Source organism: Vibrio sp. 10N.222.55.A1 (assembly GCF_041473835.1).
GTDB lineage: Bacteria > Pseudomonadota > Gammaproteobacteria > Enterobacterales > Vibrionaceae > Vibrio > Vibrio crassostreae_C.
The window spans coordinates 12685-27456 of sequence record NZ_JBFRSX010000051.1 but is presented as its reverse complement, the minus strand read 5'-3'; the positions used below and the strand labels follow the sequence as shown (position 1 = coordinate 27456).

The 14772-nt window shown below is 45.7% G+C and carries 12 protein-coding genes; 6 read left to right on the top strand and 6 right to left on the bottom strand.

What is annotated here, in order from left to right; all coding sequences use genetic code 11:
* Window positions 1-101: 101 nt before the first annotated feature.
* From AB4493_RS15950 to AB4493_RS15940, 3 genes are all read right to left on the bottom strand, one after another.
* Window positions 102-1799 carry a hypothetical protein gene (locus tag AB4493_RS15950; protein WP_372128495.1) on the bottom strand — a complete coding sequence of 566 codons (1698 nt, stop codon included), beginning with the start codon at window positions 1797-1799 and terminating at the stop codon, window positions 102-104.
* Window positions 1800-2000: 201 nt separating this feature from the next.
* Window positions 2001-3356 (bottom strand): glutathione-disulfide reductase, encoded by a 1356-nt coding sequence (gorA, locus tag AB4493_RS15945; protein WP_104216355.1) that lies wholly within the window; start codon window positions 3354-3356, stop codon window positions 2001-2003.
* Between the two features lie 187 nt (window positions 3357-3543).
* Window positions 3544-4383 carry a 23S rRNA (adenine(2030)-N(6))-methyltransferase RlmJ gene (locus AB4493_RS15940; RefSeq protein ID WP_017060143.1) on the bottom strand — a complete coding sequence of 280 codons (840 nt, stop codon included), beginning with the start codon at window positions 4381-4383 and terminating at the stop codon, window positions 3544-3546.
* A 279-nt stretch (window positions 4384-4662) separates the two neighbouring features.
* On the opposite strand from AB4493_RS15940, the gene prlC reads away from it, so the two are divergent.
* On the top strand, window positions 4663-6705 hold the full coding sequence (gene prlC / locus AB4493_RS15935; protein ID WP_372155405.1) for an oligopeptidase A: 2043 nt from the start codon (window positions 4663-4665) through the stop codon (window positions 6703-6705).
* Window positions 6706-6796: 91 nt separating this feature from the next.
* On the opposite strand, the gene asnC is transcribed toward prlC, so the two are convergent.
* Window positions 6797-7261, bottom strand: coding sequence for a transcriptional regulator AsnC (gene asnC, locus AB4493_RS15930; RefSeq protein ID WP_008218581.1), 465 nt, complete (start codon window positions 7259-7261; stop codon window positions 6797-6799).
* Between the two features lie 126 nt (window positions 7262-7387).
* Between asnC and AB4493_RS15925 the strand changes: the two genes are divergently transcribed.
* The 3 genes from AB4493_RS15925 to AB4493_RS15915 all read left to right on the top strand — a co-directional run bounded on the left by AB4493_RS15925 (window position 7388) and on the right by AB4493_RS15915 (window position 12134).
* Entirely contained in the window at window positions 7388-10510 is a 3123-nt protein-coding gene (locus tag AB4493_RS15925; RefSeq protein ID WP_372155413.1) for an EAL domain-containing protein, read from the top strand.
* A 112-nt stretch (window positions 10511-10622) separates the two neighbouring features.
* On the top strand, window positions 10623-11402 hold the full coding sequence (locus AB4493_RS15920) for a class I SAM-dependent methyltransferase (RefSeq protein WP_017063046.1): 780 nt from the start codon (window positions 10623-10625) through the stop codon (window positions 11400-11402).
* 141 nt (window positions 11403-11543) lie between these two features.
* The gene (locus tag AB4493_RS15915; protein ID WP_372155403.1) at window positions 11544-12134 is read left to right on the top strand and encodes a hypothetical protein; all 591 of its coding nucleotides are present in this window, start codon (window positions 11544-11546) and stop codon (window positions 12132-12134) included.
* 147 nt (window positions 12135-12281) lie between these two features.
* Here the strand turns inward: AB4493_RS15915 and AB4493_RS15910 are convergent, their stop codons facing one another.
* Both AB4493_RS15910 and uspA read right to left on the bottom strand, forming a co-directional pair.
* Complete coding sequence (locus tag AB4493_RS15910; RefSeq protein WP_372155401.1) at window positions 12282-13160, bottom strand: carboxylate/amino acid/amine transporter; 879 nt, start codon at window positions 13158-13160, stop codon at window positions 12282-12284.
* A 52-nt stretch (window positions 13161-13212) separates the two neighbouring features.
* A complete protein-coding gene (gene uspA, locus AB4493_RS15905) occupies window positions 13213-13647 on the bottom strand; it encodes a universal stress protein UspA (RefSeq protein ID WP_017060149.1) in 435 nt (144 codons plus the stop codon).
* Window positions 13648-13836: 189 nt separating this feature from the next.
* On the opposite strand from uspA, the gene ftnA reads away from it, so the two are divergent.
* Window positions 13837-14364 (top strand): non-heme ferritin, encoded by a 528-nt coding sequence (ftnA, locus tag AB4493_RS15900; RefSeq protein WP_004735556.1) that lies wholly within the window; start codon window positions 13837-13839, stop codon window positions 14362-14364.
* A 68-nt stretch (window positions 14365-14432) separates the two neighbouring features.
* Window positions 14433-14756 (top strand): universal stress protein UspB, encoded by a 324-nt coding sequence (gene uspB, locus AB4493_RS15895; protein ID WP_004735557.1) that lies wholly within the window; start codon window positions 14433-14435, stop codon window positions 14754-14756.
* Window positions 14757-14772 lie beyond the last annotated feature (16 nt).

Genomic DNA, 14772 nt, shown 5'->3' with positions numbered 1-14772 from the left:
ATCTACGTTGATGGTTGTTTGAAGGTTCATGTGTGTTAAAAATGAAAAAACCAGAAGCTCAGCTTCTGGTTTATTAATAAGTCATCAAACTAACTCAAAGGTTAGTTGATTTTCTGCATGATGCTAACACGGCCTGTTGTTGATCCGTCTGGAGTCATTTTACGGCGAGTTAGCAACCCTTCATCCCAGTTAGTACCTGCTGGCTGATACTCCCATTTAATGATGTATTCTTGATTATTACCATTTGCATCAACAGGACATTTATCTCCTGAACCAGGAATATAACCATTGTCAGTATCATCACAGAAGCGCACGACTGAGTTTAGATCTGTCAGTGTTGCTTTTGATTCACGTCCTGAAATGTTAAACCACCAATAGTCAATTGCAGCAAGCTCTTTATAGGTATACTTCTTGCCTGAGTCTTCAAGATCTGCCGGTGAGTTTGCATTGCACTCTTTCCCTGATACGGTAGCGCCCTCAGAATCAAATACCATTCTCATGACAGCATTTTGTCCATCAGCGCAAATCTGAGTGGTATCCCAAGACCCAGTGAAATCCACGTACCTTTCGTCACTAGGTGTTTCTACGTGATAGTAGAAATTCAAACTTTCTTCGATACGCTTTGCTTTACTTGATTCGCTTGATGGGTCGCTTAACTCTGTTTTTGAACGAATTTGTGTGTATATTTTTGTAATTGGGTCATAGCTACCTGAAAGAGTTTCATATTGGTATGAAGGGGTTGCATCGCCTTCATCTCGATCATCTTCCAGTTTGTTTGGCGTGTAGTGGTTGAGGACTTGTTGATTCCCTTCAATGAAAGGTGCCCAACCGTAACTCTTTGGTTTAGGTGTGGTATTTTCTTTGCTTTTATCAAGTAGAAGGTAAGAAAACGGAGCGTTTAGGGTGAAGTCTGGGTTAGCTGTTTGATTGCAGCCTGCAGAACTCCCTGCCAATACACAGCTGATGTACTTTTCAGCGTCTGCGTATGACAATAAAGAGTCGCTGTCACTTACAGCAATAAGACCATTGGCTGAATCTTGATAAGTGAAGTAAGGCGTGCCACGTGTATGTTCAAACACAGCTTTAGGGAGCATTTTGTCAGCGTGAACTAACATTGTTTTGTCGTTAGGGCGGTTGTTTGGATCGTTAATATCATACTGTCTCACCATGATTGAGCGAATAAATTGCCCATTTTTCGCTACAAATGGATTGGCATCAGCGCTGCCGCGAACAGTCCCTGATTTTTCTCCGAATGCTTTCTCCATATGAGCCAATGCTTCAGATTCATTAGTAATTGAAGTGACTCCCATCGCTGTTAGGAAGTCTGTAACAGAATCACGGTCATCTAGACTTAGGTTTTTCATCTTCGCTAACGTCGCAGCATCAGGTTCGCGCAACGCATCTGGAATTGTCAGTACTTCATCAGAAGCGCTACCAAATTGGTTATCTAAAGACTGAAGTAGAATTGCTAAATTTAGAGCTCGGTCGTATTTGCCCGCCGCTTCAAATGGTGTCAGTACATCACGGTTTGATGCTGCCCCTACTTTCAAGCCATTTTCACCACCAATGAAGAAGGTCACCGTATCGTCAGACTTAGCGGTAAATTCGCCTTCGCTGTTTGTGATGCCCTTTGAACCAGAGCTAGTGCTGTAGTAGATACCTTCAACAGCGGCATCGATAAATTTGTTGGTTGTTGTTGATGGTTCTGTCGGTGTTGTGACACCTGAATTAGAACTGTCGCTACCACAACCTGTTAAAGCCACTGCAATCGCCGCTGCGAGAATACTCACTTTTTTCATTACTCGTACATCCTTTCTGTAATAGAGCTATTTGTTATTTTTATGCGTGTAATTTTATAGCGCGCGATTGTAGCGTGATCTTTCTTCCAAGTTAAGTGTGTAAAATGCTGTTTGGTTAATAAGCATTCAAACATACGGTAAAAAACACAAAAAGCCGACAGATGTCGGCTTTTTCATAATATTTCTTTGACTTACAAAGGTTTAACGCATGGTAACAAACTCTTCGCTGCCCGTTGGGTGAATCGCCACAACAGAGTCGAAGTCTGCTTTGGTTGCGCCCATCTTCATTGCAACGCCGAAGCCTTGAATCATTTCATCAACCGTGAAGCCGATGCCGTGTAGGCCAACGACAGTCTCTTCTTCGCCAGCACATACTAGCTTCATCTTACAAGGTTGACGGTGCTTGGTTACTGCTGTGTACATCGCAGTGAAGCCCGATGTGTAAACCTTGATGTTGTCTTTGCCGTACTTCTCTTCAGCTTCTTGGGTCGTAAGACCGATCGTGCCGATAGGTGGGTGGCTGAATACAACAGTAGGCACTAGCTTGTAGTCCATTTTTGCGTTGGTTTGACCGTTGAATAGACGTTCAGAAAGCTGACGACCTGCTTTAACAGCAACAGGAGTTAGCTCGATACCGCCTTCCATGATGTCGCCAACACAGTAGATGCCAGGAACATTAGTCGCTTGGAACTCGTCTACTTTGATGTAGCCACGATCGTTCGTCTCAACGCCAGTTGATGCTAGGTTGATAGCGTCAGTTGCTGGATGGCGACCGATAGCCCAGATTAGGTGGTCAACGTTTTGAGTGTTGCCGTTCTCTAGGTGTAGAGTCAGTGTGCCATCCGCTTCTTTCACAACTTCTTTAGGCACTGAGTGCGTGTGAAGTGTTGGACCTTCTGCTTCCATTACTTCTACTAGCGTTTCGATGATCATTGGATCGAAGCTACGTAGTGGAGATTCTTTACGACAGAACAAGTGTGTTTCTGTGCCTAGTGCGCTTAGTACACCTGCGATCTCAACTGCGATGTAGCCAGCACCGATAACCGCAACGCGTTTTGGTTGCTCCATTAGGTCGAAGAAGCCATTTGAGTCGATGCCGTATTCTGCACCTGGGATGTTTGGAATTGTTGGACGACCACCTACCGCGATCAGGATGTGATCTGCTGTGTAGTGTTCACCGTTCACTTCAACTGTCTTTTCATCAACGAACTTAGCAAAGCCTTTGATTACGTTTACTTTGTTGTTACCTAGTACGCGGTCGTAAGATTGGTGGATACGACCAATGTACGCTTGGCGGTTTTCAATCAGCTTGCTCCAGTTAAAGCTTTTTACTTCAACGTCGAAGCCGTAGTCCTCAGAGTATAGGTTGATTGCTTCAGCGACTTGAGCGCCGTGCCACATTACCTTTTTAGGAACACAACCAACGTTTACACAAGTACCACCAAGGTCTTGAGCTTCGATAAGTGCAACTTTTGCACCGTGCATAGCTGCGCGGTTAGCCGATGCGATGCCGCCTGAACCGCCACCGATACAGATGTAATCAAAATGAGTCGCCATTACTTTCTCCATTTATTGAAGGTTGTAGTCACAGTGAGAGCACTGGATACCTACGTCCTATAGATTCTTAAATTGTCTAATTATTATATTGAGGGCAGATCGGTTGAACTCAATCTCCCTGTTTAAAATTTATTCGTCCACATCACAGTCTGTTGAAGATTCTTCAGTCTATGATGTGGACTCGAGATTACTCGGGTACGATCCACTCTACTTTGAAGTGACCGGTCGCTGGCGCAATTGCTTCCTTCAAGAATGGAAGAATCTCTTTCATTTGGCTTTCTAGCTTCCAAGGCGGGTTAATCACGATCATGCCTGATGCCGTCATGCCACGCTCGTTGGTGTCTGGTGATACGCCAAGTTCGATTTGTAGAATCTTGTTGATGCCTAAGCCTTCGAGACCTTCGATCATATCTTCGATATCACAGCGATTTACTACCGGGTACCAAATTGCGTAGATACCGGTTGCCCAGCGCTTGTGGCTTTGAGCGATTGCAGTCACGACATCACGGTACTCTTTTGCCAGCTCGTAAGGCGGGTCGATCAGTACTAAACCACGACGTTCTTTTGGTGGCAGGCTGCCCTTTAAGCGCTTAAAACCATCTTCTTTGTAGATAGATACCTGACGATCACGGTGGAACTCTTGCTCAAGCAGCGGGTGATCGGCTGGGTGAAGCTCAGTCAGTACCATGCGGTCTTGGTCACGCAGGTGTGCACGTGCAACACGTGGAGAACCCGGGTAGTAACGCAGTTTCTCGCCATTATTGAGAATGGAAATAGACTCAAGGTAGCTTTGAATGTCTTCAGGAAGGTCTGTTTGCTCCCACACACGAGCAATACCTTGCTTGTATTCACCGGTTTTTTCAGACCATTCATGCGTTAAGTCGTAACGACCTACACCAGAGTGAGTGTCATGATAAACAAAAGGCTTATCCTTTTGTTTCAAAGAATTAAGAATAAGGCTCTGTACGATATGCTTTACTACGTCGGCATGGTTACCTGCGTGGAAGCTGTGGCGATAACTTAACAAATTAAACTCTCGTAACACTCTCGAATTAGAGTGTGGTTAGTGTAGGTGGGGTTAATCAGACTATTATAACCCTCAATGGACCATAAATTCTCGAACAATTCAGGAACAGTCGCTAGCAATATGCAGTTAGTTATTGGTTCTACTATTGAAATTTGCCTTGTTGGGCACTATTTAATAACTATTCGCAGGTGATTTTTTAGGGCGAACTTTAGCCTGATGACTGTAAGACGACCTCATTACAAAAAAGACGAAAGTCTCTAAAGCCAAAGGAATGTTTATATGTCTAATCCGCTATTAACCTTCACGGACTTACCTCCGTTTTCACAGATCAAGCCAGAGCACGTAAAGCCTGCAGTTGAGCAAGTGATTGAAGCGTGTCGCAACAAGATAGAACAAGTACTTGAAGGTAATACTTCACCAAGCTGGGACAACCTAGTTGCTCCAATTGAAGAAGTGGATGATCGTTTAGGTCGCATTTGGTCACCTGTAAGCCATATGAACTCTGTCGTGAACAGTGACGAACTGCGTGAAGCGTATGAGAGCTGCTTACCTGTGCTATCTGAATACGGCACTTGGGTTGGCCAACACAAAGGCTTGTTCGAAGCGTATAAAGCGGTCAAGGCGAGTGAAGCATTCTCTGCACTGAACCGAGCTCAACAAAAAACTATTACCGACGCACTGCGCGACTTTGAATTGTCGGGCATTGGCTTACCTGCAGATGAACAGCATCGTTACGGCGAGATCAGCAAGCGCCAGTCTGAGTTAGGCTCTCAATTCTCAAATAACGTGCTTGATGCAACCATGGGTTGGAGCAAGCAGATCACAGACGTAGCTGAGCTGGCAGGTATGCCTGAATCAGCACTGGCGGCAGCTCAAGCGGCGGCTGAGTCTAAAGAGCAAGAAGGCTACCTACTGACTTTAGATATCCCATCATACCTACCTGTGATGACCTACTGTGATAACCAAGAACTGCGTAAAGAGCTTTATGAAGCGTACGTAACGCGCGCTTCAGATCGCGGTCCAAACGCAGGTAAGTGGGACAACACTGAGATCATCACCGAGCAACTTAAGCTGCGCCACGAGATCGCGCGCATGCTTGGTTTCAGTACTTACAGCGAGAAATCACTGTCGACCAAGATGGCTGAGACGCCAGATCAGGTTCTTGGCTTCCTGAACGACCTAGCAGTAAAAGCAAAACCACAAGGTGAGCGTGAAGTTGAAGAGCTGCGTCAGTTTGCAGAGAAAGAGTTTGGTGTTTCTGAGCTAAACCTATGGGACATCGCTTACTACAGCGAAAAGCAGAAGCAGAACCTGTTCGAGATCTCTGATGAAGAGCTTCGCCCATACTTCCCTGAATCGAATGTGGTTTCAGGCCTGTTTGAGGTGCTTAACCGTGTGTTTGGTATGTCGGTAACAGAGCGTGAAGGTGTCGACACATGGCATGAGTCAGTGCGTTTCTTTGATATCTTTGATGCGACTGGAACACTGCGTGGTAGCTTCTACCTAGATTTATACGCACGTGAGCACAAACGTGGCGGCGCTTGGATGGATGACTGTCGTGGTCGTCGTATTACTGAATCTGGCGAGCTACAAACGCCCGTCGCTTACCTAACGTGTAACTTCAACAAGCCAGTTGGTGATAAGCCAGCACTGTTTACTCATGATGAAGTCGTGACTCTGTTCCACGAGTTTGGCCACGGTATCCACCACATGCTGACGCAAGTAGAAGCGGGCGCAGTTGCGGGTATCAATGGTGTGCCTTGGGATGCGGTTGAGCTACCAAGTCAGTTCCTAGAAAACTGGTGTTGGGAAGAAGAAGCGCTGTCGTTCATCTCTGGTCACTTCGAAACGGGTGAAGCGCTACCAAAAGAGATGCTAGAGAAGATGCTAGCGGCGAAGAACTTCCAATCTGCGATGTTTATCCTGCGTCAGCTAGAGCTTGGTTTGTTCGATTTCACGCTACACACAGAATACGACCCTGAAGTGGGTGCTCGCGTACTAGAAACGCTAGCGGATGTTAAGTCTAAGGTGTCGGTACTGCCAAGCCTAGATTGGAACCGTTTCTCACACAGCTTTGGTCATATCTTTGCTGGTGGTTACAGCGCGGGCTACTACAGCTACCTGTGGGCAGAAGTGCTATCGGCAGATGCGTTCTCAGCATTTGAAGAAGAGGGTATCTTCAACACTGAAACGGGTAATCGCTTCCTGAACAACATCCTTGAAATGGGTGGCAGTGAAGAGCCAATGGAGCTGTTCAAACGCTTCCGTGGTCGTGAGCCACAAATCGACGCAATGCTGCGCCACGCGGGAATCAACGCATAATCACGGTAACTATCTAGTTTATTGCGAAAAGAGCCTCTAGTTAGAGGCTCTTTTTTTGTCTGTGCGTTATGCCAAGCAAGGCGAATCAATGTTATGGATTCACATTGCGGTTGATAGGGTTCTGCAATGAAATCAGTGTCTCTGTCGACTGAACTTCATCGATCGCTTGCAGCTTATCGATCAATACAAACTGCAGCTCTTCTATCGACTTACACATCAGCTTTACAAAGATATTGTAAGCACCAGTGGTGTAGTACGCCTCAACCACTTCGTCTAAGGCATTCAGCTTAGCGATCGCCGAGTGGTAATCTTTGGCAGCATTAAGGTTGATGCCAATAAAGCAACACACGTCGTAACCCAGTTTTTTGGTGTTTACCACAACTTCCGTTCGCTCGATAATGTCTGCCGATCTCATCTTTTCGATGCGAACGTGAATCGTCGCAGGGCTGACATCGAACTGCTTTGCCATTTCAGCGTAAGGAGTTCGTGCATCTTCCATCAAGGTTTTGAGAATGGCACGGTCTAGATCATCTAGACGAGCTGTGGTTGTGGACATGCATAATCCTTAGGTTGAATGAAAAACATACCGGCTTGAGTACACATCATAGCCAAGGGTGATAATATTAGCAGTAACTATAGGGTTAGGGTGAATTCAGTGCGATTTTCGTTATTTTTTATTGTGATGTGTTGGAGTGTTTTTGCTTCAGCTCAGGCAAAAGATGTGTTGGTTATTCACTCTTATCATCAAGGCTTTTTCTGGACAGATGATTTCCATAAAGGACTATCTGATGAGCTCGATCGCGATGGGTTATCTTACCGGGTTGTTTATCTCGATACCAAGCGAACTCAAAACGCTGAATACTTAGAGCGAATTTATCAGCTATACCGCACTAAGCTGTCGCATGAAGAGTTTGCCGCTGTAGTCGTCAGTGATAATAACGCCCTCAATCTGATGAAACGCTTAGCGCCCGAACTCAATGGCACGCCCGTTATTTTTGGTGGCATCAACAATTTTTCTCCGCAAATGATTGAAGGCTTGCACGCAACCGGTATCACTGAAGATATTGATATGGCGAGCAATATTGAGCTGATCAATCGACTTCAATCGACGGTTAAAAAAGTTTACGTGGTTACCGATCACTCGGTAACGGGTGAAGCTATTCGCGCTCAAGTGGATTTATTTCTACAAAAACGCCCTGAGTTTTCTGGGATGGTGGAGCAATATACGCCTGATTCTTATCAAGAACTGATGACGTTCGCGCAACGCGCTGATCTAACTAAAAGCTTGTTGTTCTGGGCCTACTACCGCGACATCAATGGTCGGGTCAGCAGCAAAGAAGACTGGCGTCAGCTCAACAAAAAAACTCAGATGCCATTGTATATTGTGCATGATTTAGGACTTGGGTTTGGTGCGATTGGTGGCGTGATCCACAGTGGAGAAACGCAAGGTCGAGACACGGGGCGCGTGCTGTTGAGCGTGCTGAACAATCCTAAGGCTCCATTGCCATTGGTGGTTGCTGGCGCGCCAGAAATCAAACTCGATTACCAACAGATCTCACGTTGGGATTTGGGTGCAGAGAATGAAGCCTCAGTAACCTTCCTCAATAAGCCGAAGTCATTCTTAATGCGCTATCGCGATGAAATTCGCACCATCGGTTTAATGTTCTTGAGCATGTCGTGTGTTATCGCGGTGTTGGTGTATTACCTTAACCGTCTGAAGAAGAGCGAACGTGCAAGTCGCCAAAGCCAACGACTGTTGGAGTCGATATTTGATCAGAGCCTGCAATTTATGGGCATCATTGATAAGGGTGGCGTGCTGCTGTCGAGTAACAGCAAGTTACATGAGCTGCTTTATAATCAAGGCTATAAACTGGGAACGCCGCTGCAACAACACCAACATTGGGAAAGTTCTGCGCGAGAAGTGCTAGCCGAATATTTCATCGCAAAAAGTGAGCACCCAGCCTTACGATTTGAAGCCGAGGTGTGGTGTCGAGATCGCGGTGCGATGGTGTTGGATATTTCATTGAAGCCGATGCCGGGCAGTGAAGACGAAGACATTCAGTTTCTCTTTGAGGCGCGCGACGTGACCTCACGTAAGCTTGCTGAGAATAAGCTGTTCCAACGTGAAGCAAACTTGAAGCTGTATTACGACAAACAGCCGGTGATGATGATTACGCTCGATGGCAATAATCGCATTCAACAAGTGAACCAGTTTGCCGAAGAGCTTTTGGGATACCCTCTCGATCAGTTGTTGGGCCATCGCCCTAGAGAATTCTATGTTGATGAGAACGCGATGATTCCTCGTCATATCTTGCTGCAACCTCAGCATAAGATTCGTGGTGTGTGGCGTCGTGATATCGAATATCGCCATGCCGACGGCAGCAAGAGCTGGATTCGTGAAAATATCCGCCCGTTGGTGGAGTCTGATCAGCTGTTGATTGTGGGTGAAGACATCACCGAAACGCACGAGCTTTCTGAAAAGCTAGAGTATCAGGCTCGCTATGACCTACTGACTGACACCTTTAACCGCAACCACTTTGAGCAAGAGCTGCAAAAGGCGCTGAAAGAGGTTGAGAGCCACATGCGAACTCACGCAATGTTGTTCCTAGATTTGGATCAGCTGAAAGTGCTGAACGATACCGCAGGACATGAAGCGGGTGATGCTGCGATCTTGTTTAGCGCCAAACTGCTAGAAGACGTACTGCCTTACAATGCGGTGTTAGCGCGAATGGGTGGTGATGAGTTTGCTGTGCTGATGAAAGACTGTACTGAACGAGATGCGGTGAATGTGTGTCGCAGTATTATCTCGATGATGAGTGAGAATCCATTCTTGTGGGATGATATTCGACTCAACCTGACGTGCTCTATCGGTATTCGATTGATCGACCATACAGCAGCTTCACCACAGATGGTGCACGCTCAGGCGGATGCAGCTTGTCATGCCGCTAAAGAAGAAGGTCGCAATCGCTATCATCTTTACCATCAAGATGATGAAGACCTGCGTCGTCGCCATCTTGAGATGGAGTGCGTTAACCTAGTGCATGAGGCCTTGGCTAACGATCGCTTAGAGTTGTTTGCGCAGCGAATTCTTGGCCTAGATGAAGACAGCGATAAAATGCACTTTGAAATCTTGGTCCGCATCAAGAACATCCAAGGGGAATACATCTCCCCGGGGATCTTCATGCCAGCCTCAGAGCGTTATAACATCGCGCATTTGATTGACCGCCAAGTCGTCAGTCAAACCTTGGGTTGGTTGGAGCAACGCCCTGAGGTTATAGAGGAACTGGGGATGTGTTCAATCAATCTTTCCGGTCACTCGATGGGTAACCGTGAGTTTGTCGAATTTTTGATAGATAGCCTGAGCGATTCATCGATACCGTGTCATAAGATTTGTTTAGAGATCACCGAAACAGCGGCCATGAGTAACATGAAGCAGGCGATCAAGTTCTTCACTCGAATCAAAGAGCTTGGCTGCATGATTGCATTGGATGATTTTGGCTCAGGGCTATCGTCATTTGGCTATCTGAAAAAGCTGCCTGTCGATATTGTGAAGATCGATGGCTTGTTTGTACGTGATATTGATGTGAATGAGATGGACCATGTGATGGTTCGCTCGATCAATGATCTTGCCAAGCAGATGGGCAAGCACACCGTGGCTGAGTTCGTTGAAAATACCCAGATTATCGACAAGCTTATCGAACTGGGTGTGAACTACGCGCAGGGCTACATCATAGGGCGACCTAAGCCACTCGCAGAGCTTGTTGTAGAGTTAAGACAAGAGCGAGAGACAGAGCCATTGGTTTAGGTAAGCCGACTTTAGCTGGGAATACTTTTCACCGCTAATATGTATTGTTGAGGCAATCAGGTAAACTGGTTGCCTCTTTTGTTTTGAATACTACTGTCTGTTGGAGACGACCTTGCAACTACAACTGATTTGCGAAGATGCTACCCAAATCGATCATTTGAATGACTTAGCGACCCGCTGGAACTTATCTCATGATGAAAGCAGCGATTTTGCTTTGGTACTGACTAGTGAGCGACTTGAGCTACGTAAAGTCGATGAGCCCAAGCTTGGCGCTATCTTTGTTGATTTAGTGGGAGGCGCAGTTGGTCACCGACGTAAGTTTGGCGGTGGTAAAGGTCAGGCGATTGCCAAAGCAGCTGGTTTAAACAAAGGCGCAACGCCAACTATTCTTGATGGTACTGCAGGCTTAGGGCGCGATGCGTTTGTGTTGGCTTCTCTAGGTTGTAAGGTGCAAATGGTCGAGCGTCACCCCGTTGTGGCCGCACTGCTTGATGATGGCTTGCAGCGAGCGCAACAAGACCCAGATATCGGTGGTTGGGTAACTGAACGCATGAAGTTGATTCACGCATCCAGTCACGATGCTTTAGACAAGCTCAGTAACGATCCTGACTTTGAACAACCTGATGTGGTGTACCTCGACCCTATGTACCCACACCCAGAGAACAAAAAGAAATCGGCTCTGGTCAAAAAAGAGATGCGCGTATTCCAATCTTTGGTGGGTGCCGATCTGGATGCTGATGGCCTATTTGAGCCAGCGATGAAGTTGGCATCGAAGCGAGTTGTGGTTAAAAGACCGGATTACGCAGCTTGGTTAGACGAGCAAAAACCGAGCATGGCGATCGAAACCAAAAAGAACCGTTTTGACGTCTATGTGAAAGCATCAATGACTTAATTGAAGCATCAATAACTTAGATACACGCTAAGAAAATTTCCCGTCATAAATACGATAAATTGCCATTTAACACTTGCGATAGTCGCGTTACAGATGTATATCTAACTAAGAATCATTATTATTCTTAGCTGGAGTTGAAGCATGGCTAAACGCTTTTGTAAGTTAAACCGTCGAGATATCACCGAACACTTGGGCGAGATCCACAGCTTGGTGACTGAACCTAAGTTCGTGTGTCGTTCTTGCGCGCGTTCTTCGGCGGATCAAGCGAATCTATGCAAACCCACCGCAATTCCACCTCTTGGTTGTCAAAACAAACCCGTTGAAGAGAAAGTCGCATGCGGCCTGCTAGCGGAAACATTACCTGCACCAGAACTGTCGCTTGCGGAAATCAACGAGGCAATTGAACCGAGCGTACAAATGTTCGATCCAGCCGCCGCTGATATGGCCCCTGAGCTTGCCAAAAAAGAAGCCGCACAGGAAAAAGCCAAGCTGAAAAAACTGATGGCGAAGGCGAGCGGCGATGAGAAAGCTGAACTCAAACAAGCGAAGAAAGCGGCTAAGAAACAAGAGAAGTACAATAAGAAACTCGCGAAGATGATTAAGAAGCAGCAAAAGCTGTTTAAGAAAAGTCAGAAGCTGGAAAGTGAATTGGAACGAATCAACCTACAACTTGATGATGTTGCCTTCACTGAAACCAAGACTCAGGTAGTGAGCCACAATCAAATTCACTGAAGTTGATTTGAATGGTTTATTGCTACACAGATGATTTAAAAAGAGCGACCTACGGTCGCTCTTTTGCTTTCTGGGTATTATTTTAAATAAGAATCTTGCTAGTCAAACAAAGCTTATTAGTTAAATACAGCTTGTTAGCTTAACGCGCTAGGCATTGCTAGCATCTCTCGCAACACGCTTCTTCACCCACGTCTCATTGACGAACAAAGAGAACAAGATAACGGCACCACCAATAGACAATCGAACCAAATCGACATCTCTGTTCCAAATCAGGATGTTCACCACAAGGCCAGTTGGAACTAAAACATTGTTCATCACAGCCAGTGCGCCAGCATTGACCATGCACGCGCCTTTATTCCACATAAAGTAACCCAGACCCGAAGCAATCAAGCCAAGGTAGATCAGGATTCCCCATTGAAGTGTGGTGGTGGGCAGTTTCTCTGGGTTGCCTAGTAGCATGAAAGCCACTGACGCGACACATAGCGCCCCTAAGTAGAAGTAACCAAATACGGTTCGCTGAGGCAACTCGGTCGATTTCTTCTCCATCACCACCTTGTAGCCCACCTGACCAATAGCAAAGCACAGGTTCGCGCCTTGCACGACGAGGAAGCCGACTAAAAAGTTTTCGTTAATACCTGCGAACTTAATGAATACCGCGCCCAATACCGCAATTGCCGCTGTCACTAGGTACCACGGAGAGAATTGCCCTTTGAGAAAGTCATAAATAAGCGTGACGTAAATTGGGGTAAAGACAGTAAACAAAAGGACTTCAGGAACGGATAGCAGTAAGAAAGACTGATAGTAGAAGCAGTACATCAGGCCAAGCTGGATACCACCAATTGCCATCAATTTAGCGATCAGCTTACGCGATACGCCGCGAAACTTTAGGAAAGGAAGAAATACGACGCCAGCAAGGGCAACACGCATTAAAACAGAGAACCAAGAATCAACCTGACCCGCAAGGTAAACGCCGATCAGGCTAAAGGAGAAGGCCCATAGGAGGGTAACACCAGCTAAATAGCTCATAGTAAAACTTCGTTAATAAGATATGAGCTGTATGTTACCTAACCTTAAATCATTAGTCTTCTGAATCTCTTAGAGGCACGACCAGCATATCAACCGGAGAGGCGTTGATCAGTTGGCGTGTTGAAGAGAGCAGCTTGCTCCAAAAGTCTTGATGGTGACCGCAAACCACGAGATCAACATTGAACTCGTTGATGGTGTCACACAGCTCATGACTCAAATCACCACTGCCTACTAGGGTATGGGTGATCGGGTATTGGGCGTGCTCCGCAAAATTTTGCAGCTGAATACGAGACGCTTCCATCGCGTTGTGCTGGGTTTCGGCCATGTTGATATCAATCAGGCCGGTATACAGCTCTGCGTAGTTAATATCGATATGGATAAAAGAGACTTTGGCTTCCAATGGCTTAGCCAATGCTACCGCTTTATCCACAATTAATTTGCTGTCTTCTGATAAATCGACCGCGACCAAAATATGTTTGTAACTCATATCGCTACCTCCTTTATTCATTGTCTGATTTAAGATTAGCACTATGCGATGGTTTTTTTTGCTGAAGTGATCTCATATCCACTGTCTTGCGTAATGACAGCTCGAAATATTGGTTAACTAATGGCCTGCGAGATATTCATTAAATAGTGATATAGTAGAGAAAATTGAGGATGTAATTAGGAGTCTTAAATGCTGTCAAAAACTATGGTTGAGCAACTGAATGATCAAATTAACCTAGAATTTTTCTCATCCAATCTATACTTACAAATGAGTGCTTGGTGTGAAGACAAAGGATTTGAAGGTGCAGCAGAGTTTCTGCGTGTTCATGCAGTAGAAGAAATGGAACATATGCAGCGTCTTTTCACTTACGTAAGTGAAACAGGTGCAATGCCAATTCTAGGTGCGATTGAAGCGCCAAAACATGAATTTGATAGCCTTGGTGCTGTGTTCCGTGAAACTTATGAACATGAGCAAATGATTACTCAAAAGATCAACAAACTGGCTCACGTTGCTTTCAGCACACAAGATTACTCAACCTTTAACTTCCTGCAATGGTACGTTGCAGAGCAACACGAAGAAGAGAAGTTGTTTAAAGGTGTATTGGATAAGCTAGAGCTTGTTGGTGAAGACGGTAAAGCACTGTTCTTTATTGATAAAGACCTAGCGCAATTGGCAAAAGATGGTTCATCTTCAATTATGGAAGCTCCTGCCGTTTAGGTAGTACGGGAAAGACACTGATTATCTTTTTCTTTTGAGTTTTCTTATGAAGATGTAGGGAGGAAAGGATGATCAGCGGCGACACTATTCTATTTGCACTAATGGTTGTGACTTGCGTGAACTGGGCGCGATATTTTACTGCGCTAAGAACACTCATTTATATAATGCGAGAAGCACATCCTCTACTTTATCAACAAGTAGACGGAGGTGGATTCTTCACAACTCATGGCAATATGACCAAGCAGGTTCGCTTGTTTAGTTACATCAAAAGCAAAGAGTACCACCATCATCACGACGAAGTGTTTATGTCGAAGTGTGATCGCGTAAGACAGTTGTTTATACTTTCTTCCGCTCTGCTGGGTGTAACGTTGCTGTCTTCTTTCATCGTCTAAGTTATTTAGTACGTGT